23 protein-coding genes are annotated in these 26192 nt (G+C 39.3%); 19 read left to right on the top strand and 4 right to left on the bottom strand.

Annotated elements, in window-relative coordinates; genetic code table 11:
- The first annotated feature begins 23 nt into the window (after positions 1–23).
- The 5 genes from ACR65M_RS06275 to ebgA all read left to right on the top strand — a co-directional run bounded on the left by ACR65M_RS06275 (position 24) and on the right by ebgA (position 8262).
- Positions 24–713 (top strand): N-acetylmannosamine-6-phosphate 2-epimerase, encoded by a 690-nt coding sequence (locus tag ACR65M_RS06275; protein ID WP_440272876.1) that lies wholly within the window; start codon positions 24–26, stop codon positions 711–713.
- Positions 710–1582, top strand: coding sequence for an ROK family protein (locus tag ACR65M_RS06270; protein ID WP_341330092.1), 873 nt, complete (start codon positions 710–712; stop codon positions 1580–1582). Before ACR65M_RS06275 ends, ACR65M_RS06270 begins: the two co-directional genes overlap by 4 nt.
- Before the next feature lie 46 nt (positions 1583–1628).
- Positions 1629–3299, top strand: a complete 1671-nt coding sequence (locus ACR65M_RS06265) for a DUF4091 domain-containing protein (RefSeq protein WP_440272875.1) — start codon at positions 1629–1631, stop codon at positions 3297–3299.
- A gap of 231 nt (positions 3300–3530) precedes the next feature.
- On the top strand, positions 3531–4781 hold the full coding sequence (locus ACR65M_RS06260) for an alpha-L-fucosidase (protein WP_440272874.1): 1251 nt from the start codon (positions 3531–3533) through the stop codon (positions 4779–4781).
- A 316-nt stretch (positions 4782–5097) separates the two neighbouring features.
- Complete coding sequence (gene ebgA, locus ACR65M_RS06255; protein WP_440272873.1) at positions 5098–8262, top strand: beta-galactosidase subunit alpha; 3165 nt, start codon at positions 5098–5100, stop codon at positions 8260–8262.
- Positions 8263–8336: 74 nt separating this feature from the next.
- On the opposite strand, the gene ACR65M_RS06250 is transcribed toward ebgA, so the two are convergent.
- A complete protein-coding gene (locus tag ACR65M_RS06250) occupies positions 8337–8717 on the bottom strand; it encodes an SLAP domain-containing protein (RefSeq protein ID WP_440272872.1) in 381 nt (126 codons plus the stop codon).
- 367 nt (positions 8718–9084) lie between these two features.
- Between ACR65M_RS06250 and ACR65M_RS06245 the strand changes: the two genes are divergently transcribed.
- The 14 genes from ACR65M_RS06245 to ACR65M_RS06180 all read left to right on the top strand — a co-directional run bounded on the left by ACR65M_RS06245 (position 9085) and on the right by ACR65M_RS06180 (position 23048).
- A complete protein-coding gene (locus ACR65M_RS06245) occupies positions 9085–9900 on the top strand; it encodes a ZIP family metal transporter (RefSeq protein ID WP_440272871.1) in 816 nt (271 codons plus the stop codon).
- A 124-nt stretch (positions 9901–10024) separates the two neighbouring features.
- Positions 10025–11569 (top strand): spore germination protein, encoded by a 1545-nt coding sequence (locus ACR65M_RS06240; RefSeq protein WP_440272870.1) that lies wholly within the window; start codon positions 10025–10027, stop codon positions 11567–11569.
- Positions 11566–12666, top strand: coding sequence for a GerAB/ArcD/ProY family transporter (locus tag ACR65M_RS06235; protein WP_440272869.1), 1101 nt, complete (start codon positions 11566–11568; stop codon positions 12664–12666). The genes ACR65M_RS06240 and ACR65M_RS06235 overlap by 4 nt, the downstream gene beginning before the upstream one ends.
- Positions 12663–13793: a Ger(x)C family spore germination protein gene (locus tag ACR65M_RS06230; RefSeq protein ID WP_440272868.1), complete on the top strand. Its 1131-nt coding sequence runs from the start codon at positions 12663–12665 to the stop codon at positions 13791–13793. The genes ACR65M_RS06235 and ACR65M_RS06230 overlap by 4 nt, the downstream gene beginning before the upstream one ends.
- Positions 13794–13972: 179 nt before the next feature.
- Entirely contained in the window at positions 13973–14665 is a 693-nt protein-coding gene (locus ACR65M_RS06225; RefSeq protein ID WP_440272888.1) for a response regulator transcription factor, read from the top strand.
- The gene (locus ACR65M_RS06220; protein ID WP_440272867.1) at positions 14666–15670 is read left to right on the top strand and encodes a sensor histidine kinase; all 1005 of its coding nucleotides are present in this window, start codon (positions 14666–14668) and stop codon (positions 15668–15670) included. It abuts the gene before it with no gap.
- 91 nt (positions 15671–15761) lie between these two features.
- The gene (locus ACR65M_RS06215) at positions 15762–16523 is read left to right on the top strand and encodes an ABC transporter ATP-binding protein (protein WP_341330102.1); all 762 of its coding nucleotides are present in this window, start codon (positions 15762–15764) and stop codon (positions 16521–16523) included.
- Positions 16513–18462: an ABC transporter permease gene (locus ACR65M_RS06210; RefSeq protein WP_341330103.1), complete on the top strand. Its 1950-nt coding sequence runs from the start codon at positions 16513–16515 to the stop codon at positions 18460–18462. The genes ACR65M_RS06215 and ACR65M_RS06210 overlap by 11 nt, the downstream gene beginning before the upstream one ends.
- A gap of 463 nt (positions 18463–18925) precedes the next feature.
- The gene (locus tag ACR65M_RS06205) at positions 18926–19885 is read left to right on the top strand and encodes a metal ABC transporter solute-binding protein, Zn/Mn family (RefSeq protein ID WP_341330104.1); all 960 of its coding nucleotides are present in this window, start codon (positions 18926–18928) and stop codon (positions 19883–19885) included.
- A complete protein-coding gene (locus tag ACR65M_RS06200) occupies positions 19882–20637 on the top strand; it encodes a metal ABC transporter ATP-binding protein (protein WP_341330105.1) in 756 nt (251 codons plus the stop codon). The genes ACR65M_RS06205 and ACR65M_RS06200 overlap by 4 nt, the downstream gene beginning before the upstream one ends.
- Positions 20615–21535 carry a metal ABC transporter permease gene (locus ACR65M_RS06195; protein ID WP_341330106.1) on the top strand — a complete coding sequence of 307 codons (921 nt, stop codon included), beginning with the start codon at positions 20615–20617 and terminating at the stop codon, positions 21533–21535. Before ACR65M_RS06200 ends, ACR65M_RS06195 begins: the two co-directional genes overlap by 23 nt.
- Positions 21532–22428, top strand: coding sequence for a metal ABC transporter permease (locus ACR65M_RS06190; protein ID WP_341330107.1), 897 nt, complete (start codon positions 21532–21534; stop codon positions 22426–22428). Before ACR65M_RS06195 ends, ACR65M_RS06190 begins: the two co-directional genes overlap by 4 nt.
- A gap of 86 nt (positions 22429–22514) precedes the next feature.
- The gene (locus ACR65M_RS06185; RefSeq protein WP_341330108.1) at positions 22515–22661 is read left to right on the top strand and encodes a hypothetical protein; all 147 of its coding nucleotides are present in this window, start codon (positions 22515–22517) and stop codon (positions 22659–22661) included.
- 21 nt (positions 22662–22682) lie between these two features.
- Positions 22683–23048 (top strand): metal-dependent transcriptional regulator, encoded by a 366-nt coding sequence (locus tag ACR65M_RS06180; RefSeq protein ID WP_440272866.1) that lies wholly within the window; start codon positions 22683–22685, stop codon positions 23046–23048.
- A gap of 65 nt (positions 23049–23113) precedes the next feature.
- Here ACR65M_RS06180 and ACR65M_RS06175 read toward each other — a convergent pair whose 3' ends face one another.
- The 3 genes from ACR65M_RS06175 to ACR65M_RS06165 form a co-directional block, all read right to left on the bottom strand.
- Positions 23114–23872: a YibE/F family protein gene (locus ACR65M_RS06175; protein WP_341330110.1), complete on the bottom strand. Its 759-nt coding sequence runs from the start codon at positions 23870–23872 to the stop codon at positions 23114–23116.
- Positions 23869–25008: a YibE/F family protein gene (locus ACR65M_RS06170; RefSeq protein WP_440272865.1), complete on the bottom strand. Its 1140-nt coding sequence runs from the start codon at positions 25006–25008 to the stop codon at positions 23869–23871. The genes ACR65M_RS06175 and ACR65M_RS06170 overlap by 4 nt, the downstream gene beginning before the upstream one ends.
- A 319-nt stretch (positions 25009–25327) precedes the next feature.
- Positions 25328–26176 (bottom strand): NAD(P)-dependent oxidoreductase, encoded by an 849-nt coding sequence (locus tag ACR65M_RS06165; protein WP_341333483.1) that lies wholly within the window; start codon positions 26174–26176, stop codon positions 25328–25330.
- Positions 26177–26192: the final 16 nt, after the last annotated feature.

Here is a 26192-nt window from a genome sequence, read left to right as displayed (position 1 = left end):
AATTTTAATAAGGAGATGATGATATGAGGAATCATCCTTTTTTTTCGTCAATACACAATGATTTAATCGTTTCTTGCCAAGCCCTTGAAGATGAGCCGTTGCACGGTTCTGAAATAATGGCAAAAATGGCTCAGGCAGCTAAGGATGGCGGGGCAAAGGCGATCCGAAGTAATTCGGCTGTGGATGTGGCTGCTATTAAGAGACAAACAGGTCTACCAATTATTGGGCTGGTCAAACGCGATTACCCAGACAGTGAAATTTATATTACAGCAACCCTTAAAGAGGTAAAGGAATTATTGGCAGTAGAGGCTGATGTAATTGCGCTTGATGCTACTTATCGCAAGCGACCCAACGGTGAAACCCTAAAGGATTTGGTCAATTATATTCATGAGCACAGTAATACGTTAGTAATGGCAGATATTGCAAACGTAAGGGATGCCGAATATGCGATGGAATGCGGTGCGGATATGGTCTCTACAACCCTTTCTGGTTATACCAATGATAGTCCCAAACAACTAGATCCAGATTTTGAACTAGTCGAACAGCTTTCCAAACTATTACCCGTCCCAGTCATTGCCGAAGGTCGCATCCAAACACCAGAGCAAGCACGTAAAATGTTGGAATTAGGGGCTTGGTCGATCGTAGTGGGGGGCGCGATAACAAGACCGCAATTAATCACAAAAACTTTTGCAGAGAGAATTGGCATCGGATGAAGCACTACCTAGCCTTTGATATCGGGGGAACACAAATTAAGTATGGGATTGTAACCAAAAATGGAGATATTCTTTCTCACTTTATGATGGACACTGCAGCCCATCTAGGCGGTCAGGCAATCATTGAAAAAGTAATAGCAGCGGGGAAAACCATGGTGGCAAATTATTCCCTCAGCGGAATTGCCATTAGCACGGCCGGACAGGTTAATTTCCATACGGGAACGATTGTCGCTGCCGGTGAAACAATCCCTCATTATACGGGGATTGACATTAAGAAGCTTGTTAGTGAGGCACTTGGACTGCCTGTAGAAGTTAGAAATGATGTGGATTGTGCGGCCCTTGGTGAGATGTGGCTAGGTCATCACGGTTCAAGAGATTTTATTACATTGACTGTGGGCACAGGCATCGGTGGAGCGATTGTCATTGATGGAAAGATGTATTCCGGGCACTCATTCAGTGCGGGGGAATGGGGTTATATGCTTGTTGACGGAGAACCCTTTGAAAAAAATGCCTCGGTGTCGGGATTAATTCATTTTGCTAATCATTATAAGGAAGAACGGCCATGGACTGGAAAAGAAATTTTTGACTTATACGATCAGGGTGATGAGGAGATTCAGAAGGCTGTCAGACAGTTTTACCGTTATTTATCGATGGGCATCTCAAATCTTATTTATATTTTCAACCCGGAAAAAGTCATCATCGGCGGTGGGGTCACTGCTCGGGGTGAGCGTTTTTTACAGGAAGTTCAAGCAGAAATCAACAACTACTTGCTTCCTTCTTTTCAAAAGAATACAGAGATTGTACTTGCCAAGCTATCTAATCATGCTGGAATGATCGGAGCGGTTTATCATTTTTTACGTATGCGTTAGAGGCAGGGTACTATAATCTAATACGAGAAAGAGTGGAGAATGGCTAATGGAGCTAGAATTTTTAACGAGATGTTTAAGTTCTTTAACGAAGGTTTTTGCTACTCAAGAATTAAATGAAAAGGCTGTCACAAAAGGTTCAGCACTTTTAAACGAAACGTACTCCTTCCAGGTTGCCTATAAATCTAGCACCTTATTAAAGAATATAAGAGTACGAATAAACTCTGCTTTGCAGGAGAATATTACGGTACGATCCGTAGGATTGGTTCCATCTGAGTTACCGTGTTACCACGATCATGATGATCTCATACTTAAATCTACACCAGGATTATATCCAGATCCTCTTTATCAGTATCAAAATAAGGATGGTTTAACAGCCTTTCCGAAACAGTGGCGTTCGCTTTGGATTACGGTCGATAATCTATTAGACATGGATCCGGACAAATACCTTATTGATGTCATCTTTGAAAAGGAAAATGGTGAATATCTTGGTAAGGAAGTTTTCGAATTAGAGGTTATTCCGGCTGAACTGCCCCAACAAAAATTAATTCATACAGAATGGTTTCATACCGATTGCTTGGCAACCTATTACAATGTTGAGGTCTTTAGTGAGGAACATTGGAAGAGAATTGAGCAATTTGTTGATACGGCAGCAAAACATGGAATGAATATGATCCTAACACCGTTATTTACACCTCCTTTAGATACGGAGGTCGGAGGAGAACGTCCAACAGTCCAGCTTGTTGATGTAGAAAAGGTAGGAGAAAGTTACTCCTTCAAATTTGAAAAGCTCAAAAGATGGATTGAGCTGTGTAGAAAACAAGGTATAAAGCATTTTGAGTTTTCCCATCTCTTTACCCAATGGGGAGCTAGGCACGCTCCGAAAATAGTTGGTCTTGAAAATGGAGAATTTAAACGGTTCTTCGGCTGGGAAACGGATGCCACAAGCAATGAATACCGTCAATTTCTCCATCAATTTCTTCCGGAGTTAGTTGATTTTATTAAAGACAATGGATTAGAAAGCCAATGTTTTTTCCATGTATCCGATGAGCCGCATCTTGATCAAGTTCAGTCATATGAAAAAACAAGTTCAATTCTGCAAGAACACTTGGAAGACTTTCCAGTAATTGATGCACTTTCAGATTTTACCTTTTATGAAAAAGGGCTCGTCAAAACGCCGATTCCTTCCAATGATCATATCAAACCATTTTTAGAAAATGGTGTAAAAAATCTTTGGACATATTATTGCTGTGGCCAATATAAAAAAGTTGCAAACCGATTCTTCTCGATGCCATCATTCCGTAATCGGATTCTCGGGATACAACTGTATAAATATAATATCGCTGGCTTTCTTCATTGGGGATATAATTTTTGGTATTCACAATACTCGAAAAAAGCAATAGACCCATTTAAAAATACGGATGCTAATTATTCATTCCCTTCAGGGGATGCCTTTCTCGTTTATCCTGGTGAAGATGGTCCAATCGAATCGATAAGGCTTGAGGTTTTATACGAAGCTCTACAAGATTTAAGGGCGCTTCAATTGCTAGAAAGCCTGATTGGTAGAGATCAAGTTTTAGTCCTGTTGGAAGAAGGATTGGATGATGAAATCACGTTTGACCAATATCCTAAAGAGCTCGAATGGTACCTGTTAAAAAGGGAACAGATTAACCAAAAGATTAAAGATAAATCTTTAATCGCAGATATACGCTCAAGGTAGAAGGTTTATTATGTCACCATTTATATTTAATGAAAGATCATTTTATGGATGGCAAAGAGACCCGGTTATTAAGCGGTGCAAAGCATTATTTTCGAACCGTTCCAGAAAGGGCTTGCCCTATTTGAATTACATGAGCAAAAACGATTGATTACATTTGTGGAAAAACCTGTTCTGGGATAATTGAAATCGACTCCAGAACCCCTTACTAAAAAGTCAAAGGGCGTGAAACGAATGAATAAGGTCAAATTAGCCCTGCCCACGGAAAGTCAAATCGCGTGGCAAAATCTTGACTTAGGGATATTTTGTCACTTTGGAATTAATACCTTTTGTAATCAAGAATGGGGAGATGGAAACGACTCTCCCCAACTTTTTAATCCTATGGAATTAGATGCTAGACAATGGGTTACGCTTGCCAAGGATGCAGGGTTCAAATACTTTATCCTAACTGCAAAACACCATGATGGTTTTTGTCTTTGGCCAACTGAGACGACCGAGTACTCTGTGAAATCCAGTCCTTGGAAAGATGGAAAAGGTGATGTTGTTCGTGAATGTGCCGATGCTTGCCGAGAAGAAGGAATGCACTTTGGGATTTATTTGTCACCTTGGGACCGCCATGAACCTTGCTATCATGATAAAGAAGCTTATGATGATTTCTATTGCCAGCAGCTTACCGAGTTAATGACCCAATATGGTCAAATGATTGAGGTTTGGTTTGATGGAGCAGGATCAGAAGACAGAGTTTATAATTGGGAAAGAATGATTGGAATAATAAAGACTTATCAGCCAAATACCATGATCTTTAATATGGGACAGCCAACAATCCGATGGGTGGGAAATGAAGAAGGAGTGGCACCATATCCTTGCTGGAATACAAATAGTGCTGCAAAAATCAGTATGTTTTCCAACGAAACAGTGGATTGGCTACCCGAGACACCTGAATGGCTCCCTGCAGAATGCGATGTTCCCATTCGTAAATTACAATGGTTCTGGCATCCAAACTCAGAGATAAACTTAAGATCATTGGATGAATTAATGAATATTTACTATCATTCTGTTGGTCATGGAACAAATTTATTATTAAATATTTCCCCTGATAATCGGGGATTGATACCGAAACCGGACGCAGAGCGGTTAATAGAATTTGGGAATGAAATCAGAAGGAGATTTTCCAGTCCATTGGGAAGGACCTCGGGATGTGGAAGAGAATTACTATTAACGCTGGAAAAAGAAACAAGTATCAACCACATTGTGTTAATGGAAGAGATTCGATTTGGTGAACGTGTAAGGGAATTTGAGTTAGAGGCATTCGTGGATAACGAATGGATTTCGATTGCATTAGGTACGGCGATGGGCCACCGTTATATTTTACAAATCCCAAAAATTAAATCCAGTAAGTTGAGACTGAAAATCAAGGAGTCTGTGAAGAATCCAATCGTAAAAGAATTTTCTTGTTACTATGTAGAAACATTAGAAGATGTATAAATGTTAAAAGCTATTGATATTTTTATACTAGATTCGTGTTATTGATTACATGAATCTTTTTTAATATCAAAGATTACTTCTACGAAATTGAATGTATAAATGCACGGACGTTTCCCTATTCAAAATATACAAAACTCTTAAGACTTTTTTAGTGAATGCTAGTACTATTTTAATCCATACAGATAATTTAAGAAATCGATCAAGATAAGGTGCTATTCTTTAGAGAGTGGTAGATTGAAAGGGTTTTCGTGCGTTTTATCATCTTATTAAGATAGAGGAAATATTGAATTTCAAAAGGTATTTGGGGGGGATTTGAATGGTTAAGAAAAATGACTGGGAAAACATAAATGTCCTACAAAGGGGAAGATTGCCTGAACGCGCCTACTTTCTATCGTTTACAGATGAACAATCTGCGTTAACATACGAAAGAGGAAATTCCGAAGGATTTAAATTATTAAATGGAAGTTGGAAATTTCATTATGCTGAAAACCCAAAACTCGCACCCGAGCATTTTTATAAAAATGATTTTGATGTGAGTGAGTGGGATAGTCTCATGGTTCCCTCACATTGGCAAATGAATGGATACGGAAAGCCGCATTACACAAATGTTCAATATCCGTTTCCGGTTGAGCCACCATACGTTCCAACAGAAAACCCAACCGGGTCTTACCGACGTAATTTTTACATTCCAACAGAATGGCTTCAGAAAAAAATGATATTGAGGTTTGAGGGAGTAGACAGCGCCTTTCACGTTTGGGTTAATGGTCAGGAAGTTGGTTACAGCCAAGGTAGCCGGATTCCATCTGAATTTGATATCACTTCATATATTGTGGAAGGTGAGAATACATTAGCTGTCAGGGTTTATCAATGGTCTGATGGCAGTTACTTAGAAGATCAGGATATGTGGTGGTTAAGTGGGATCTTTAGAGATGTGTATCTATTAGCAAAACCAAAGGTCCATATTCAAGATTTATTTGTCAAAACAAATCTGGATGGCCAGTATAAAGATGCGATCCTTTCCATCGATACGGTAATCGAAAACTATACTTGTCAAGCTTTTGAAAAATATCAACTTGAATACCGCCTTCTTGATCAGGGAGGAAAGTTGGTTTCCAAACAGTCTAAACAGGTGGTTCTGCCGGAAAATCAAAAAGCAAGTTTCCATATCGATATTCCAGTAGAGAGTCCAGAAAAATGGTCAGCGGAACACCCCTATTTATACCATTTGTTGATTACGTTGAAGGATCATTCAGGAAATCAGATTGAGGTGATACCGAATAGAACTGGTTTCCGTTCGGTGGAATTGAAGGACGGAGTTTGCCTCATTAATGGTGAGGCCATTAAATTCAAGGGTGTAAATCGTCATGACCATCATCCAGATTTAGGTAGGGCTGTACCTCTCGCTATGATGGAGAAGGATGTCATTCTGATGAAACAGAATAATATTAATGCCGTAAGAACAGCTCATTATCCAAATGATCCGAGATTCTATGATCTTTGTAATGTTTATGGTCTTTATGTTATCGATGAAGCAGATTTAGAAACCCATGGCTTCGAACGTGCTGGTAATGGAAATCAGCTAAGTGATAATCCAGAGTGGGAAGAAGCGTATTTAGATAGGGCTAAACGAATGGTCGCACGCGATAAAAATCATCCTTCTATTATTATGTGGTCATTAGGGAATGAATCTGGATTTGGCTGTAACCATGAATCAATGGGTAAATGGATCAAAGAAAATGACCCAACACGCCTTGTTCACTATGAAGGTGAAACGAGAAGCATCATGAATCAATACGGTGATGATCCAAAAAGAGATCCAACTGTTTCCGATATACATACAACGATGTACACCTCTATTGACATTTTGGAAAAGCTGGGGCAAAGAACGGATTTAAGCAAGCCGCATATTCTTTGTGAATATATCCATGCGATGGGAAATGGACCTGGTGGAATCAAAGAGTATTGGGATCTATTTTACCAATACAAACGTTTACAGGGTGGCTTTGTCTGGGAATGGTGTGATCATGGGATTCGTCTTCAAACAAAAGATGGAGTAGAATACTATGCTTACGGCGGAGATTTTGGTGATACCCCGAATGATTATAATTTTGTCATTGATGGGCTTGTGATGCCTGATCGAACACCGTCTCCGGGACTAATTGAGTATAAAAAAGTGATTGAACCTGTTCATGTCGAGGCTGTAGATTTAATTAATGGAAAGGTACGTATTACGAACCTCTATGACTTTATTTCCTTAAGTCATTTACATTTATCGTGGTCAGTTGAATCAGATGGAAAGGTTATTGACAATGGTGTGGTACCAGCTCCTGAAGTTGCACCAGGTGAAACGATGACGCTTGGAATTCCATACAAGCTTCCCGAACTGATCCAACCTGATACAGACTTTTGGTTAAACCTTCAATTTACCTTGGCAGCTGATGCGCTATGGGCAAAAACAGGACATGAAATTGCTTGGACGCAGTTTGAATTACCTGTAACGAGTACGATTGAAAAGGAGATTGTTCCATCTTTCCATCAACCTCTATCATGTCTTGAAAAGAATAATCAGCTTTTAGTACAGGGTGAGGATTTTCAGATTGAGTTTAATCTTGTCTATGGGAAGATGGATTCATGGTCTTATCGTGATATTAATCTTATGGAAGAAGGACCAAAGCTTCACTTATGGAGGGCGTTAATCGATAATGATCACCGTTCAGCGTCTGAATGGAAGAAATATGGCCTGCATTGGCTTCAACATCGTGTAGATGGCGTGGAGTGGCAACAACCAACTAGCGATCAGGTAGTGATTACTTCTAACGTTCGGATTGCACCGCCAATTTTATCCTGGGGAATTCGTGTTACTTATACGTATACAATATCTAGCAATGGTGAAATATCTATTACTGTGAAAGGATGTCCAGATGGTGGTGGCCCGATAACATTACCACGGATTGGCTTGCAAATGAGGTTACCAGTTTACTTAGATGATGTGTCATGGTATGGGAGAGGTCCGGGTGAGGCCTACAGTGACAGTAGGCTGGCCACTCGAATTGGCGTTTTTGCTAAAAAGGTGGAGGAGCTATATACTCCATATATCTATCCTCAGGAAAATGGCAATCGTCATGAAGTTCGATGGGTAACGTTGACAAATACTGAAGGAGTGGGCTTTGTTGTAGCAGGTGAACCAACAATTGATTTCAGTGCTCATTATTATACAACGGAAAATCTGGATAAGGCTCAGCACACATATGATTTGATAAAGCAGGATTTTATCACGTTCAACTTGGATCATCAGCAGCATGGTCTTGGGTCTGCTAGCTGTGGGCCAGATGTGGAGGAACCATACCGATTAAAAAACGAGAATTTCCAATTTGCTGTTCACTTAAAGCCCTTTTCTGCGAACGAAAGTTCAAAAGCAGATATAGGAAAGTCACTAAGGTCAAAGTATGGACAAAAGGCACTGAGTACTCCTCTGATATGAGGCTGCATGGATTGAAGTACAATACAAAAGGTCCTGTCAAATAAAGAAAAGAGAAGTAGATTCTAAAATGGAGTCTACTTCTCTTTTTTACGTTTAAGTGTCACATGTTCGATTGAATTTAGGATTTGAAAACTATCAGGTGGAAAAATAAACGTCCACGGCATGCTGGTTTCAGGTGGCACCTGGAGGGCAGGAAGGGTAAATTCGTGCTCAGCCAGGAGTTTTTTTTCATCAAAAAGCTGTAGCGATGTATTTTCAAATACAAGATTTTGTGGCGTTCGATTATGAACAATTGCCGTTACTAATCGTTCGTTTTTGTGATTTACTGCAATCCGGAAGGGTGTAAAACTAACTCCTTTTTCCGGGGTCTCCTCACGAAAAAGCTGTTGGATTATATCACGATCTTTCTGTGAAATCGTCCGATTCCACGCGTCCTCAAAAACTAGTTTTTGCATGATCTCACCTCTCTTCTACTAATTATAGCAAGCAGGCTATTCTTTTGTGAAATTAACCATGAGCGATGGTTTGTCCGATAAATTTACTCTTTTGTCCGATATCTTTTAATTTATGTCCGATAAAAGGGAGCTTGTGTCCGATATCCATCAGTTTATGTCCGATAAAAGGGAAACTGTGTCCGTTAACCTTAATTTATGTCCAATAACCTGGAGCCTGTATCCGATAACCGGAAAAGTTTGTCCGATAACCCGAAAACTCAATCTGTATCTGTCCAACTCCACCTCATACCCAACCCTGCCCCATAATTTACCCTAAGATTGGTTAAGCTAAACTATCATGTAATTGGTTAAAAAGGAGTTCTTGAGTATGGTAGACTTTTTCGAGAATTTTCATCCGGTTATGCAAGCGTTGATTGCAACTTTGTTTACATGGGGGATGACTGCACTAGGGGCAACCCTTGTTTTTGCAACAAAGACGATCAATCAGCGTCTTTTGGATAGTATGTTAGGTTTCGCTGGAGGCGTAATGATTGCTGCTAGCTATTGGTCGCTTTTGGGACCAGCGATTGAGATGTCCAGCGACAATCAAATTGGTGCTTGGTTTCCCGCAGCGCTCGGATTCCTGTTAGGGGGCATTTTTCTATGGGGAATTGATAAGATTTTGCCTCATCTTCACCCAAATGCACCTATCAATGACGCAGAAGGCTTACATCCAAAAGGACAAAAGCGAAGTACGCTCTTAGTTCTCGCGATTACACTTCATAATATTCCTGAGGGATTGGCTGTTGGAATCGCGTTTGGTGCCCTTGCTAATGGAGGGACGGAAGCTTCTTTAGCGGGTGCCTTGACCTTGGCCCTTGGAATTGGCATTCAAAACTTTCCGGAAGGTATTGCGGTTTCAATGCCGTTAAGAGGGGACGGCATGTCCCGTCGAAAGAGCTTCTTTTACGGGCAATTTTCAGGGATGGTCGAGCCGATTGCTGCAGTTGTTGGGGCAGTTGCGGTATCCTTCATTGAACCATTGCTTCCATACGCATTAAGCTTTGCGGCTGGTGCGATGATTTTTGTTGTCGCAGAAGAAGTCATTCCAAGTTCTCAGGAAAAAGGCAATAAAGATCTCGCATCCATGAGTTTAATGATTGGATTTGTTGTGATGATGATACTTGACGTCGCATTGGGCTAACTATTAAAACATTATAGGCGTAACCATTCTACCTTGAAAAACCGAGCATTAACCCATCTCTATTTTTGAATGTTTTTCCAATTATTGTCGCATACTAAACCATCATATTGTAGGTGGTTTTCATATGTCATTTTTCAAAAAGGATAAAAAGGAATTGCAACAGCTACAAACCGACCCTAACGAGAATTCGGGACCTCAAACGGAACTGATTAGCCTAGATGTAATAAATAACGTCAATGAGATACAAAACATTTTTAGTAAAACACCTGATTTAGTCGTGACCAACCTTGTGATTAAACAAACAAATGCGAAAGCTGCACTCGTTTATTTAGGTGAGCTTACAGATTCAACGGTGGTCAGTGAGCATGTATTAAGACCTTTGTTATTCCATATTGATGATTTTAATGAGGATTCGACACTTAAGGTATCTGTTACTCAAATCAAGGAAGTGAATACGTGGTCAAAAATCACGGACGAAATTTTGCATGGGAAAAGTGTCTTGTTTGTGGACGGGTCCCAAGTTGCATTCCTTTTAGATACTGGAAAATGGCCGGAGCGATCCATTGAGGATACCCCGATTGAGTCTTCCGTTTATGGTGAACATATCGGGTTTACTGAATCTGGAAGTACAAATATTGCACTCATCCGAAAACATATTAAAAATCAACGTTTAAAAATAAATGAATATAGAATTGGTGAAAGAGGGAAAACGAAGGTCTCCCTTTTATACTTAGACGATGTTGCCAATCCGGATTTGATTAAGGAACTTGAAAACCGTCTTCAAAAGGTTAAGGTTGATAGTATTACAAATTGTAATTTATTAGATGAATACATAGAGGATAATCCCTATTCGCCATTCCCACAATTTCTTATAACTGAGCGTACTGATTTTGCAGTTTTGGAAATTTTAGCGGGAAGAATTGTGATAGTGGTGGATGGAGCACCTAATGTCTTAGTTGCGCCATCTACATTTTTTTCCTTTTTTAAGAGCATAGATGATTATACGTCGCGTTGGTTGGTCGCCTCCTTTATCCGGCTGTTAAGGTATGTTGGTTTTTTTACGGCGATCTTTTTACCAGCGACTTATATCGCAATCATAGCCTTTCATTTTGAGGTGATTCCTTTAAAACTGCTCATGTCTATCGGTGTGTCGAGAGAAAGGGTACCATTTCCACCGTTCATTGAAGCATTAATTATGGAAATTGCCTTGGAGATGTTACGTGAGGCCGGGATTCGACTCCCAGCCAAAATTGGGCAAACCATAGGAATTGTCGGTGGTATAGTCATTGGGCAGGCTGCCGTACAGGCCGGAATCGTTAGTAATATTATGGTCATTGTTGTTGCAATTACTGCAGTTGCCTCTTTTATCATTCCAAATTATCAAATGGGAGCCTCCATCAGGCTTATTCGATTTCCAATGATGATTATCGCATCTTTATTTGGATTTGTTGGATTAAGTGTAGGTTTAATGACATTACTCATCCATTTAATTGAGCTAAAATCACTTGGTGTCTCCTATACTAGTCCAGTTTCTCCCTTGAGAATTCAGGACTGGAAGGATTTGTTTATACGCTTTCCACATTGGTCAATCACCAAACGTCCGGTTAGTTCTTTAGCTATTCAATTGAGAAGGGCGGATTCAAGTCGTCCAAAGGAAGACAAACAATGATGAATGTACAAGGTAAACAAATATCAACCGTCCAATACATCTTATTAATTCATGGTGTCGAAATAGGAGTTGGCGTCCTTACCTTACCTAGAGATTTAGCAGAAAAGGCAGGGACTGATGGGTGGATTGGCATAATAATAGGATGGTTCATTGCTACAGTTACTAGTTTAGTTGTTATTCAAATTATGAAAACATACCCGAATGGAACGATTCTTGACCTGTTGAAACATTACTTTGGGAAGTGGGCTGCTAAAGTGGTTGGGGGAATCCTAGCTGTATATTTTGGTTTATTAGCACTCTACTCCTTTATTACAGAGGCGATGTTTATACAAGCTTGGGTCCTACCAAGAGTTTCTATCTTTTTATTATTGATTTTGTTATCGATCCCATCGTATTTATTGGTCCGTAACAATATTCAAATTATAGGCAGATATTCGGTGGTAGTTTTTTTAATGACGATTTGGATTCTTGTCTTATATTCCTTTTCTTTTAAGGAAGGCGAATTTCTGAACCTTCTTCCGCTTTTAAAGGAAGGCTGGCACCCCGTCATGAAAACTTTAAAAATCAGCATTATTATATATGTTGGATTTGATATCGCCTTTTACCTTTATCCCTTTTTACAAAAGAAGGAAAATGCCTCAATTGGAGTTGTTATCGCGAATACAATTACGATGATTGCTTATTTAATTATTACGCTGGTAGCATTTGTGGTCTTTAGTCCTGATGAAATTACAAAATTTAATGAACCAACGATTACAATCTTGAAGGTTATTGAATTTACCTTTATCGAACGTCTAGAGATTGTAGTATTTGCATTTTATATATTTGTGATGTCTACAAAAGTCCTTCCACTTATGTTCGTATCTGTGTTTAATACAAGCTGGATATTTGGAAAAGAGGATCACTCAAAACCGTTATTCTGGTTCCTAATCATTAGTGTAATTTTTGTTTTAGTGTATCCTCCCTCTGTACGTATGGAATTAATTTGGGCTAAGGAAATACATAGAATAAGTATTCTCTTTTCGTATGTTTTCCCGATTTGTTTATGGGGGTATGTCCTCATACATGGGCTAATGAAGAGGAGGGGCTTGAAATGAAACGTTGTGTTCTTCGACTTTTGTTTCTTCCACTTTTAATGATGCTTACAAGCTGTGGATACCAAGTGCCATTAGAGGATACGACGATTGTCTTCGTCCTTGGGATTGACCTTGATGAGGACAATAACCTCATTTTTTATGATTCAAGCCCTGTATTTAGTAAGGGGGCAAAGTCGCAAAGGGATACATACCACACAAAGGCTGATACCATTCGAGATTCTAGAAAGTTTTTTGATTCAGTGACTGGTGGCGAGATATCTTCTGCCAAAATCCAAATCCTTTTATTAGGAAAACGAGTTGTGGAACATGAAGATTGGTTTCCTATACTAGATACAATGTACCGGAACAACAATTTTTCGCTTAATACAAGAGTGGTTATTGTAGACGGTCAAGTATCGGATGTCATCAACTATGAGCCGGAAAGCAATGCACTACTTGCCATGTACTTGAAGAATGATATTGATAAAAATTATAAACGAACAAGAACGGAAAAAGGGACGCTCCAACAACTTCATTCTGAGTTTTTTGACAAGGGAGTGACACCAGCTTTAGCCCATGTGAAAAAGGGTAAAAAGGTTGAAGTAACTGGAATCGCGTTACTTAACAATCGTGGAAAATATGTGGATTCTCTTGATTTATCGGAATCCACGTTATTCCTCTTTTTAAAGCATAATCGGAAACATCAAATTAGTTATACGACCATTACGATTCCGGCTGAAAAGGAGGAGGGGATTTTTCATAAAAATGATTTGAGTTTTGAAGTGAAAACGGTGAAGTCAAAAGTTAAAACATCGCATGACAAGGACAGATTTAAGTTTGATGTTAAGATCTCGATGTCAGTCGTCATTCTTGAAAGTTTGTTATCAGTAGATATGACATCTCATGAAATGGAAATCAAAAAAACAATTGAGGACCGGTTGAAAACGGGATATGAGGAACTGTTTAAGAAAGTTCAAGGTCATAAAATCGACCCGTTTGGATTTGGAATCTACGCTAGAGCTTATCAGTATGAGGAATTTAAAAAGGTAGAGGATGACTGGTGTGAAGCACTATCTGAAGCGGATATCAATGTAACTGTTGAAGTAGATATTAAGAGCATGGGTAGTGTCAATAAAACGAGTAAGTAAACAAACTTTCTGTTTCGTCGGGATAAAATCTTATTTGAAATATAGTGCCTGAATCCATCCTATGGTTCAGGCCTCTTGTGGTAGTTTATGGTATTATTATAGTGGAGTATGAGGGAGTGATTCCCATAAAATGGTGGGACGCGGGACCTGTCCCTGTGTCCCAGATAGATGGTGGTCATGTGTTTAAGATTTTGTTGATTGAAGATGATGTGACGTTGTTTAATGAGATTCGGGAGCGGTTGTTGCAGTGGTCGTATGATGTATACGGGATCGATGATTTCGGTAATGTGATGAAGGAGTTTACTAGAATTCAACCTGACCTGGTCATTATCGATATTCAGCTGCCGAAATTTGATGGCTTTCATTGGTGTCGGATGATTCGAACGCATTCGAAGGTCCCAATTATTTTTCTGTCGTCGAGAGATCATCCAACGGATATGGTCATGTCGATGCAGCTTGGAGCGGATGACTTTGTCCAGAAACCGTTTCATTTTGATGTACTCATTGCGAAAATTCAGGCTGTCCTTAGACGAGTCTACAACTATAGCCTTGAACAGCAAATTCATTTGAAAATTTGGAATGGGGCATCTGTTGATTACGTAAATAACACCGTGCAAAAGGACAATGGAACAATTGAATTAACAAAAAATGAAATGTTTATTTTGAAAATCCTAATTGATCATGTAAACCAAATCGTCAGCCGTGAGGAGCTCATCAAAAGCCTGTGGGATGATGAACGATTTGTAAGTGACAATACCCTGACAGTAAACGTCAATCGATTACGAAAGCGTCTTGATGAAATCGGCCTAGGTCAATATATTGAAACAAAAGTCGGACAAGGATATTTGGCAAGGGAAGAGGATGGCACATAAATGATCAAGAAATTTCTCGTTGAAAGGCGTAGTTGGATTCTGTTTTTCTGTTTTCTTCAAGTGTTGATCCTATTGATTGGCTATCTTGATTCATCCCTGGTTTTTCGTTCTGTACTCTATATTGTTTTTGTCTTTTTCGTCATCTTTCTTTTATTTCTCGTCATTCGTTACAATCGGGAAGCTGCTTTTTATAAAAATATAAAAGAGTGGGACCCAGCTGTAGGTATCGAGAGTCTCAAGGAAAGTAACACACCATTTGAAAAAATGGTAGAATCGGCTCTTAACCAGCATCACCATTTTTATAAAAAAGAAATAAGTCGTTACGCAACAAGTGTTGAACAGGAAAAAGATGATTTATTATCTTGGATTCACGAAGTAAAAACGCCACTAACAACGATGAAATTAATGATTGAACGGGTCGAGGACCACACGCTAAAGGAGCAACTCATGTCAGAATGGCTTCGGATTCACTTGCTTCTTGACCTTCAGTTGCACGGGCGGAGAATCCCTTTCATGGAAAACGACTTGTATATCGAAAAGGTGAATTTGAAAGGGTTACTCATTCAAGAAATTCAATCATTAAAATCATGGTGTTTTCAAAAGGGGATTGGCTTTGATATGTCGCTAGAGGTTTCAGAGGTGGTATCTGACGGAAAGTGGCTTCAATTTGTATTGCGGCAACTCCTAACCAATGCGGTAAAATATAGTGAAAATGCAGATATCGAAATCCGCAGCTATCAGAAGGCTGATCAAGTGGTCTTAGAAGTCAAAGATTACGGACGTGGCATTAAGGAGAAAGACCTTCCACGCATATTTGAAAAAGGCTTCACGTCTACAACGGACCATCGAGATCATGCAGCAACAGGAATGGGTCTCTACCTCACAAAAAATGCGGCAAAGCCGTTAAAAATTAGTATAGATGTCCATTCTATATATGGAGAGGGAACAACTTTTACACTACTCTTCCCGAAAAAGAATGATTTCCTTAAGCTAACAAGCATGTGACAAGAATGTCACATGCTTTCATATTTTGTTCGGTGATTCGAAGGAAAATGAGACGAACCCCGTCTATGCTAGAGGTAAGGAGTTGATACAATTGAACATTTTAGAAGCGAATAAGATTGTAAAAACATACGGAAACAAGTGGAACCGCCAAGAGGTTCTTAAAGGAATCGATATCGAGGTTAAAAAGGGCGAATTTGTAGGAATTATGGGTCCTTCAGGCTCTGGTAAAACTACGTTACTAAACGTACTTTCATCCATTGACCGCGTGAGCTCAGGGTCAATCCGAGTGGAAGGCAAGGAATTCACAAGCATGAAAGACAAACAACTCGCTGAATTTCGCAAACAACACCTCGGGTTTATATTTCAGGAATATCATCTATTAGATACATTAACAGTCAAAGAAAATATTATGCTACCACTAACAGTAAATAAGATTTCACCGAGGGCTGCCCAAGTCATGTTTGAGGATGTGGCAAAGGAATTAGGAATCTTTGAAGTGAAAGATAAATACCCGAACGAGATTTCAGGAGGTCAAAAGCAGCGGGCTTCAGCAGCACGTGCATTCGTACATGAACCAAGTATTATTTTTGCGGATGAACCAACAGGGGCGCTTGATTCGAAGTCGGCTTCAGACTTGCTAAACAAACTAAGTTACTTAAATGAAAAACGGGAATCAACCATAGTGATGGTCACCCATGACCCACAAGCAGCAAGCTACTGTAGCCGGGTAATTTTTATTAGAGATGGGCAAATCTTTACGAAATTAAATCGAGGCGAGGAGAACAGACAGGACTTCTTTAACGATATCATTAAGACCCAGGCTGTGTTAGGTGGGGTGCAGCATGAGCTTTAAAAGCCTCATCTTCCGAAATCTAGTAAAGAACATCAAAAACTATTATTTATATGTGTTTGCACTCATTTTTAGTGTTTCGTTGTATTTTGCCTTTGTCACGTTGCAGTATGACCCAGCAATGGATGAAGCGGCGGGGTCAATTAAGGGCGCTGCTGCGATGAAGGCTGCGTCTGTGACGCTCATAGGCATCGTCATGGTCTTTCTCGTTTATGCTAATACGTTGTTTATTAAGCGGCGTGGGAAGGAAATTGGGTTGTTCCAATTAGTCGGTATTTCAAAAGGAAAAACATTTTGGATTTTAAGTGTCGAAAACATGATTCTGTATTTCGGTTCCATGATTATAGGAATCTTTCTCGGTTTTGTATCTTCAAAGCTTGTAATGATGATTTTATTAAAAGTCATTGGAATCAATGAGGTTGCCAAGCTCCGTTTTTCACCTGAAGCTCTTGTTCAAACGGTGCTTGTGTTTGCTGCTATTTATGTGGTGATTATGGCAATAAATGCCTTGTTTATTAAACAACAGGAAATTTTATCATTGTTCAATACGAGTTCAACAACAGAAGATAAAAGACGTAAGGTCTCCGTACTTGAAGTAGTGATTGGTGTTCTCGGACTTGGGCTCATCATCTTTGGCTATTATTTATCAACCAAGCTATTCGATGGACAGTTTACGACGATGGAAGGTCTGTTCATGGCTATGATAGCCATCTTAGGCTCTGTAATTATTGGAACGTACTTTTTTTACAAAGGATCAATACGATTTGTTTTTAATCTAATCCGAAAAAAGAATAACGGGTATTTGTCTGTGAATAAAGTACTGTCATTATCGTCGATTATGTTTCGTATGAAATCCAATTCTATTTTACTAACAGTTATTACAACAGTTTCTGCTCTATCTCTAGGGCTGCTGTCACTCACGTATATTTCGTATTATTCAGCAGAAAAATCAGCGGCAGAATCTGTCGTTTATGACTTTTCGATACCGAATGAAGAGCGTGCTAGCCAATTTATTGAAGAGTTGAATAAAAATCAGATTGGCCATTCGATTACAGAAACTGAATTTTTGCATGTTGTTTCAGACCAAACAAATATACTTGAAATTAGCTTAGAGCAACCGTCAAATGCAGATGGTATCGATCAAATGCCGTTGGTCATTATCTCGGATGATTCAGTTGATGATTTAGATGTTGCTGAAAATCAATCACTATTTGTCAATAACAACTCTGCTATCGAGTCATTTATGACTTTTAACAAAGGGGAATTTACTGTAAAAGGTAAGACAACATCGATTGATTTAGAGTTTGTAGGATTTGAGGAAAAAAATGTACTTCCATTGCGCTTAACAAATGGAGGGTTACCGGTCGCGGTTGTGGACGATACAGTTTATCAGAAATTAGCATCTGATGCAGAACCAGAAATAGCCAGTGAATTTACGAAGTCAATTGGGATTGATGTCAAAGAGAGAGCTGACTTGGAGAAGGCAAACGATATCTTTCATGAATTAGGTATAGCAGAATGGGCTGCACATGAATCACAATTAGATTCCTTTACCAACCAAAAAAGAAATATGGGCATGATCATGTTTATCGTCGGGTTTCTTGGATTAGTCTTCTTGATTACCTCAGGTTGTATCCTCTATTTCAAACAGATGGATGAAGGTGAAGAGGAAAAAGGAAGCTACACGATTTTGCGTAAATTAGGTTTCACAAGAACGGACCTGATAAATGGGATCAAAATCAAACAATTATTTAACTTCGGTATACCATTAGTGGTCGGGTTATCTCATAGTTACTTTGCCGTAAAATCAGGATGGTTCTGGTTCGGAACGGAACTCTGGACCCCGATGATTATCGTCATGGTCCTATACACCCTGCTCTACTCCATCTTCGGTATCCTATCTGTGATGTATTACAAAAAAATCATAAAAGAAGCACTATAGGGACAGATCCATTGTTCCATCCGTTCCTGTGTTTCAAACGCAAAGAGTCGATTCCCAAATGGAGGGGAATTGGCTTTTTGCATTAGATGGTTTTAGTTATAGTATGTGCTATGTAAGCATGAAGACCACTTCGAGCGAAAAAGACAGTCGAAAAGTCCTTCATAAGCCCGTTGAAGACCATATCGAGCAAAAAACACGACAGAAAAGTTCTTCATAAACGCCATAACCTCATCCTCCCCGAGCCTAGCCTGGGATAGGGAACCTGCCCTTTGTCCGGCGGAATTTCCGCTTTTGCCCATTTTTATAGTTTTCTAAAAATTCATCTTGACAGAATAGGTTGTAATGAGTTAATTTTTCCTTAAGGAAACTTTTTGTCGGTTAGGAAAGTCGAACAACTTATTTTTTTTACTCAAAAAGTTTCCTTTGTGCAACATTTCTTCATTAATGCAAGGAGGGGGAAAAAATGAAAAAAGTAAAATCCATCTTCGGACTATTTATTTTGGGAGTATGTATGTCGTGGGTACTTATTGGATGTAATGCAACAACAAATCAAACGTATGACGGAGATTCTGGAAGCGGAAAGATTCAAGTTATCACAACGATTGCACAAATAGGGGAACCCATGCAAATCATTGGTGGAGACCGGGTTGAAATTATAAGTCTTATGGGTCCTGGAGTTGATCCGCATTTGTATCAAGCTACCCAGGGAGATATCGCCACTCTACAAAATGCAGATATCATTTTTTACAATGGATTACACCTGGAAGGGAATTTAGGAGAAGTTTTTGACAAATTAAAAGAAACAAAACCAGTATTTGCGATTGGAGAATCTATTGATGAAAGTCAATTGTTAAAGGATGAGGGTGGTGCAATTGACCCGCATATTTGGTTTGACTTAGACCTTTGGAAGACAGCATTAGAAAGTGCAACAGAAAATTTAATAGAACTCTCACCAGAGAATGCCAACTATTTTGAGGAAAACAAACAAGATTATTTTGCTAAAATCGATGAGCTAAAGGCAGAGGCAACGAAGAAGATGTCAAGTATTCCAGTAGAACAACGTGTCCTTGTCACTGCGCATGATGCATTTGGCTATTTTGGCCGCATGTATGACATTGAAGTGGTTGGTTTGCAGGGTTTAAGTACAGAGGATGAAGTTGGAATATCTGATATCCAATCAACAGTTGATTTATTACTTGAAAAAAAGGTACCGTCTGTCTTTGTAGAAAGTAGTATCAACCAAAACTCGATCAAGGCAGTAATTGAGGGTGCCGCTAAAAAAGGTCTAGATGTTTCGTTGGGAGGAGAGCTTTTCTCAGATGCGATGGGGCAGGATGGAACTGAGGAAGGTACTTATCTAGGAATGTATCTTCACAATGTAAATACCGTATACGATAACTTAACTAGGAGTGTTAACGAATGAGTGTATTAACTGTGGATGGGCTTAGTGCTGCATATCGAAAGAATACTGTCTTACACGATGTGTCATTTACAATCAACCAAGGGTCGCTAACAAGCATCGTCGGTCCAAATGGAGCGGGGAAATCAACACTAATTAAAGTTTTACTTGAACTTCACCCACGTTTAACAGGTACAACTTCTTTTTTCGGAACCACTTTAAAAAAGGAAAAGGCACGAGTTGGGTACGTACCGCAAAGAGGATCTGTGGATTGGGATTTTCCTACGGATGCATTGGATGTTGTGATGATGGGGATGTACGGACAAATCGGATGGGTAAAGTGGCCAAACAAACATCATCGTGTAAAGGCACTTGAGGCATTGGATAAAGTGGGGATGGCTGATTATGCACATCGACAAATTAGTGAATTGTCAGGTGGACAGCAGCAGCGGGTCTTCTTAGCGAGGGCTTTGATCCAAGATGCAGATTTATATTTCATGGATGAACCGCTTGCTGGTGTTGATGCAGCTACAGAAAGAGCGATAATGACGATTTTAAACGAATTGAAAAATGAAGGTAGAACTGTACTCGTTGTTCATCATGATCTTCAGACAGTAGAAGATTACTTTGATCAAGTCTTATTTTTAAATCGTTCTGTAATCGCACACGGTGAAGTGACTTCAACCTTCACAACTGAAAATATAGAAAGAACTTATGGTGGAACCATTCGATGGTTAAAGGAGGGAGTTGGCGTTGTCGATTCTACTCTCAAGTAACTTTCAATGGGTTTTGCTTAGTACATTGCTCCTTGGAATAGCTGCAGGATTGGTTGGTTGTTTAGCTTATTGGAAAAAGCAAAGTCTGATGAGTGATGCACTTTCACATGCAGCTCTTCCTGGAGTAGTATTGATCTTTCTACTATTTCAGGTGAAAGACTTGTTTGTTTTAATGATTGGAGCCTCTATTAGTGCGCTACTTGGGGCATTCTGTATCATGTTAATAAAATCAACAACTCGTATCACCGAAGACACAGCGATGGGGATGATTTTAGCCGTGTTTTTTGGCGGAGGAATTGTTCTTTTGACTCTTGTGAACAAGACGAGTACAGGAAATCAGGCTGGTTTAAACAATTTTATCTTTGGGCAAGCTGCCTCGATGGTCTCGTCAGATGTAATGACCATGTCAATTTTAGCAATTGCCGTGATTTTTATAGTTGTAATTGGCTTTAAGGAATGGAAGCTGTTTCTGTTTGACCCGAACTTTGCAAAGGGTCTCAACCTATCCATAAAAGGGATGAACATCATCTATTTATTAATACTCGTACTCACGGTTGTCGTAGGAATTCAGGCGGTTGGTGTCATTCTTATGTCAGCATTATTAATCATTCCCCCTGTCAGTGCACGATATTGGACGCATTCATTCAAAACCATGATGTGGTTATCAGGGATCTTCGGTGGGATTTCAGGTGCTGTTGGAACAACAATTAGCGCTTTAGGAGTTGGATTACCAACGGGGCCATTCATTGTCGTGACATCAGGTTCTATCTTTCTAGTATCCTTATTTTTAGGAATTAAAAAAGGGTTAATCGTTGAATCTATGATGTTACGAAATAAACGAAAAGAAGTATATGAACAGATGGTTGCAAACTCTATTGTCAAGGAGGGAAATTCATGACGTACACAGCATGGATCCTTGTAACAGCTTCACTAGTTGGTATTTCTTGTGGAATCGTGGGGGTATTTCTCATCCTTCGAAAAATGGCAATGATGGCAGATGCGATAAGTCACACCGTGTTGCTTGGGATTGTGATGGCCTACCTGCTTACGCATAGCTTAAGTGGAATTCACATGGTCATCGGTGCTGCCATAACAGGAATCATAACGACGTTTTTAGTACAGTGGTTCCATTCAAAAGGCGTGGGGCAGGATGCATCCATCGGCGTCGTTTTTACAACTCTTTTTGCGATTGGTGTTATTTTGATTGCGACAAAGGTTGGAAATGCGCATCTTGATGTGCAGCACGCATTGATGGGAGAAATCTCATTTGTTCCTTGGAATACAATTTTTGTGCCTGTACTTGGAGAAATCCCTCTTGCAACACTTATGTTACTCGTTGTACTAGTTGTCGTTATATTGGTTATCGGGCTCTTTTATAAGGAGTGGAAGCTCACAACCTTTGACCCGTCTCTTGCAGCAAGTATTGGTATTCCAGTACTAGGGATGCATTATTTGTTTATGACGCTTGTGTCCATTACGACAGTCGCTTCCTTTGATGCCGTTGGTGCCATCATGGTCGTGGCTATGCTCATCACACCAGCAGCATCCGCCTATCTTTGGACTGACAAACTATTAGTCATGATTGGTCTAAGTGCATCCTTCGGGGTGATATCCGCAATAATGGGATACTATTTTGCACTCTGGATAGATACATCCATTTCTGGTTCCATGGCTTTTGCAACAGGTGTGATCTTTCTCATCAGTTTCATCTGCTCCCCTAGACACGGACTTCTCTCTAAAACATTTGGGACAGAGGGACAGGTCCCTCGTCCCAGCTTGCCTCGTGATTAAAGGGTTACGTTGGCCTAGTTTATCTAGAAAAAAATGGTGTGGGACACGGGACCTGTCCCCGTGACCCAAGAAGGAGGGTGAGAAAGATGCAAAGAAGTCCAAGAATATATTCGAAGATTGTAAAGTACTCTATTATTCTTAGAGCTTTAGGTGTGATTGATTCTGACGTTTTTAATCAAATCACAGGTAATGTTTATCATGATAAACCTGGTAACTCTAGAAAAATGATTTGATTCAAGGTGGTGTAAGAATAGATGCTTTCAGCTAAGCAAGAACAGTATCTTGTGGAGATATATTGGAATTTAAATGAGGAAGGTTCCGCGCGTGTTTCTCAATTAGCAAAGTCATTGAATGTTTCCGTTCCATCCGCGTCAAAAATGTCGAAGAAGTTGAAGGAGGAGGACCTGATTGATTTTCAACGATATGGGATTATTACCCTCACAGAAAAAGGAGAAAAGTTCGCCAAACAATTGGCAGTAAATCACGAAGTCCTTTCTCGGTTCTTTCAACTAATTGAAGTAAAAGAAGAGAACATTAAAGAAGAAGTGAAAAAAATAGAGCCCTATATGAGTAGTGACGTCATCCAAAAACTAGATGCCTTTCTAACAAAAAGGGATTAGGGACAGATGAACAGGTCCATTGTCCCAGTTGTTACTATGGACCTGTCCCTGTGACCCGCCACAATTTAGTTTGCTTTTTTCACGAAGAAGTAGGCCGTAATCCATGCGGTAATGGGAATAACAAGCGTTACACTAATTCCGGCAATAAGAATCGTCACCATTTCGGAGCTAAATATCTTTGAGTTTACGATTTCACCCATTGAATAATGTAAATCCTTAAACCAAATTAATAGGGCAAGATAGCCTCCAAAGAAGGCGAAGAATAATGTATTGGTACTTGTACCAAGGATATCCCTTCCTATGCTTAATCCAGAAGCAAATAATTCCTTGCGGCTTAGATTCGGATTATGGAAATAAATTTCACGCATAGGCGATGAGATTGCAATTGCTGCATCTGTAATGGCGCCAATGGTACTCATTATGATGACGGAAGCCGCAATTTTTACAAAATCGACTCCAATATAAAGTGAGAACATACCAAGCTCTTCGATTTCTTCTTCTCCAAACCCTTGAATCATTGTTTTGTCGGTAATCACGATAATAAACAACAGCAGTATGACCGTTGTGATTATCGTAGAAATAAAGGCTGTTTTTGTTTTACTATTTACTTCATTGATATAAAAAAGATTAATACCACTTATTGCAACACATGCTATTAGGGTTAGATAAATCGGATTCAGATTCGGATCATTCATAAAAATGACGGTAATCATGAGCACACCAAAATTAAAGAACAATGCTAAAAAGGACCGTATCCCTTTTTTTCCACCGATAAGAGCCATTAAGATAAATAAAATGGCGGCAAGTAAGACTAAAGCATTCATAATCTCGCCCTCTTTCTACTAATGAAAAATATCGTCGTGTACAACCCAATCGGAATGGTTAATACAATTCCGATCCCACCAGCTAGTGCACGGGCTAGTTCTAGCGAAAGATTCATGTTCAGAGTAAAACCGAATGGAGATGCATTTTTAAAATATAGAATCAATAATGGGATCGAACCACTTATGTATGCAAAAAACAGAATATTTGTCATCGTTCCCATGATGTCTCTCCCAATTTCCAACCCAGACTTCACAAGTGCTTTTACGGAAATCTTATTATTTTTTTCAAACAAACTAAAGATTGAAGAAGACATGGTAATTGCTACATCCATCACAGCCCCAAGGGAACCAATAAATAACCCAGCCATAAACACTGTTTTATACGGGCGTGTGATAAATTGCAGTTCTTCATAGCGGAGACCTTCACCGGCAGTCAACCATATTACTAGATACGCAACGGCTAAAGAAACAAAAGTGCCAAGTAGGGTTGCGATAATCGCGCTATACGTTTTTTCATTAAAACCATTGACGAGTAACAGTGATATGACCGTAAAGAAAATAATACCTATACTGCATATCATTAATAGACTTCGGTCCGGTTTGTCCAAATAAAGATCCAAGGCATACGATAAAATGAGAGCGTTGATTACCAAGCTGAAAATAGAGTACAGCCCTTGCTTTTTCCCAACAATAAGCAAAATAAAAATAAAAATCCAAGCAACAATTAGTAGATATTTATCACGTTTAACTTCAAGGATTGTGCCAGTTAATTCTGTATCCCCTTTGTTATCCACATCAATCGTGACAAACAATTCATTCCCAACACGAAATTCGTAATCGTACGCTTTTGAGGAGGAGTATTCATTTTCAAGATGAATCAGGCTTCCTTTTTCTTCGCCATTTTTTATTTCCCCAATGATGTGCTGGGTGAACAATGTGTCTTTGTTCTCAAGCCCATCCTCCATTTCCGTCTCATCTTCCAAACTTACTTCAATAACTTTAACAATCGGACGTTCATAAAAAGTATAATTGTTATAGACAAACACAATGCTAGCTAGAAAACAAAGGAGAAGGATAATGTAAAACAACTTATGTTGTAACGTCATCTTTTTAAAAAAATTTAAGATCAAATTCAAAAAAAGACCCTCCAAACCATAATATGGAATCTAGTATAGCACAGAGGGGGTACCTGTCCCAGTGGCCATTTCTCGTTGAACAGAGTGGCAGATTTTAAAACGATATTGGAGTGGGTTCATGAGAACTAACTTCTGAATCAGAGGATATCGGACAAAACTCCGTAAAGATCGGACAATGCTGGCAGGATATCGGACAAGTGCTGAATTTTATCGGACATAAATCTTACTATATCGGACCAAAACACTATTATATCGGACCAAACAAAATTTGTAGCCACAAAAAAAGCCTTCCGATTCACCGGAAGGCCGACTAACTAAATTACGCTTTTGGTTTTTCTTTACCCATAGAGTCAAATAATTGTGTAGAAGATAAGGCATTGAACGGCATAGATACATTATGTTTAATGCCTTGGTTGTAAGTAGCAATTAAGTCTTTAAGTAGAACGGATAATGCAGTTTCTGCTGTCCACTCAGATACATCGCTCCAATTTCTAACGACCCAGCTATCACCAGTACTTACTTTTAATAGGTTTAAGATTTCTTCTTCAGGTAAGTTATAATGTTTACCTAATTTAAGTCCTTCAGCCACTGCATTCATGTTCACGCCTAGAATCATGTTATTCACTAATTTTGCTACTTGGCTGTTACCTGGCTCGCTGCCGTAGTAGAATGTGTTAGAGCCGATTGCGTCAAAGTATGGGTGGAAAGACTTTACAATCTCTTCATTCCCAGCTGTCATAATGGATAGTGTTCCAGCTTCTGCACCTGAACGACCTCCACTTACTGCTGCTGAAATTAATGACAAATCACTTTCACTTTCAACTTTTTCACCTAATTCATTCATTGTTTGAGGATCAAGTGTACTCATAACAATGACTGTTTTATTTTTTGGCTGTGCAGATAATAGACCATTTTCACTGAAGATTACATCAACATTTTGCGCATAGTCACGTACCATTGAGATAATTGCTTCGTCGGCTAGTTCCGCCACTTCTTTTAACGTATCAACCATAGTAAATCCAGCAGCTTCTGCTTTCTCATAAACACCTTTAAATGCATCATAACCGATAACTTCAAACCCAGCTTTCTTTAAGTTAACTGCCATTGGGAAGCCCATTGTTCCTAATCCAACAAATCCAATTTTTTTACTCATGATCAATTCCTCCAGATGATTTTTTTTATTA

It is taken from the genome of Ferdinandcohnia sp. SAFN-114 (assembly GCF_059415045.1).
Note: the sequence above shows the minus strand (reverse complement) of the source record. Positions and strands in the feature narration are given on the sequence as shown.

Excerpts from the sequence above, each read along its gene's own strand:
- ACR65M_RS06175 (WP_341330110.1), bottom strand. The coding sequence starts at position 23,872 with ATGAATGCTTTAGTCTTACTTGCCGCCATTTTATTTATCTTAATGGCT.
- ACR65M_RS06245 (WP_440272871.1), top strand. The coding sequence starts at position 9,085 with ATGGTAGACTTTTTCGAGAATTTTCATCCGGTTATGCAAGCGTTGATT.
- ACR65M_RS06275 (WP_440272876.1), top strand. The coding sequence starts at position 24 with ATGAGGAATCATCCTTTTTTTTCGTCAATACACAATGATTTAATCGTT.
- ACR65M_RS06200 (WP_341330105.1), top strand. The coding sequence starts at position 19,882 with ATGAGTGTATTAACTGTGGATGGGCTTAGTGCTGCATATCGAAAGAAT.
- ACR65M_RS06240 (WP_440272870.1), top strand. The coding sequence starts at position 10,025 with ATGTCATTTTTCAAAAAGGATAAAAAGGAATTGCAACAGCTACAAACC.
- ebgA (WP_440272873.1), top strand. The coding sequence starts at position 5,098 with ATGGTTAAGAAAAATGACTGGGAAAACATAAATGTCCTACAAAGGGGA.
- ACR65M_RS06205 (WP_341330104.1), top strand. The coding sequence starts at position 18,926 with ATGAAAAAAGTAAAATCCATCTTCGGACTATTTATTTTGGGAGTATGT.
- ACR65M_RS06210 (WP_341330103.1), top strand. The coding sequence starts at position 16,513 with ATGAGCTTTAAAAGCCTCATCTTCCGAAATCTAGTAAAGAACATCAAA.
- ACR65M_RS06220 (WP_440272867.1), top strand. The coding sequence starts at position 14,666 with ATGATCAAGAAATTTCTCGTTGAAAGGCGTAGTTGGATTCTGTTTTTC.
- ACR65M_RS06235 (WP_440272869.1), top strand. The coding sequence starts at position 11,566 with ATGATGAATGTACAAGGTAAACAAATATCAACCGTCCAATACATCTTA.
- ACR65M_RS06260 (WP_440272874.1), top strand. The coding sequence starts at position 3,531 with ATGAATAAGGTCAAATTAGCCCTGCCCACGGAAAGTCAAATCGCGTGG.
- ACR65M_RS06190 (WP_341330107.1), top strand. The coding sequence starts at position 21,532 with ATGACGTACACAGCATGGATCCTTGTAACAGCTTCACTAGTTGGTATT.
- ACR65M_RS06250 (WP_440272872.1), bottom strand. The coding sequence starts at position 8,717 with ATGCAAAAACTAGTTTTTGAGGACGCGTGGAATCGGACGATTTCACAG.
- ACR65M_RS06180 (WP_440272866.1), top strand. The coding sequence starts at position 22,683 with ATGCTTTCAGCTAAGCAAGAACAGTATCTTGTGGAGATATATTGGAAT.
- ACR65M_RS06230 (WP_440272868.1), top strand. The coding sequence starts at position 12,663 with ATGAAACGTTGTGTTCTTCGACTTTTGTTTCTTCCACTTTTAATGATG.
- ACR65M_RS06185 (WP_341330108.1), top strand. The coding sequence starts at position 22,515 with ATGCAAAGAAGTCCAAGAATATATTCGAAGATTGTAAAGTACTCTATT.
- ACR65M_RS06270 (WP_341330092.1), top strand. The coding sequence starts at position 710 with ATGAAGCACTACCTAGCCTTTGATATCGGGGGAACACAAATTAAGTAT.
- ACR65M_RS06265 (WP_440272875.1), top strand. The coding sequence starts at position 1,629 with ATGGAGCTAGAATTTTTAACGAGATGTTTAAGTTCTTTAACGAAGGTT.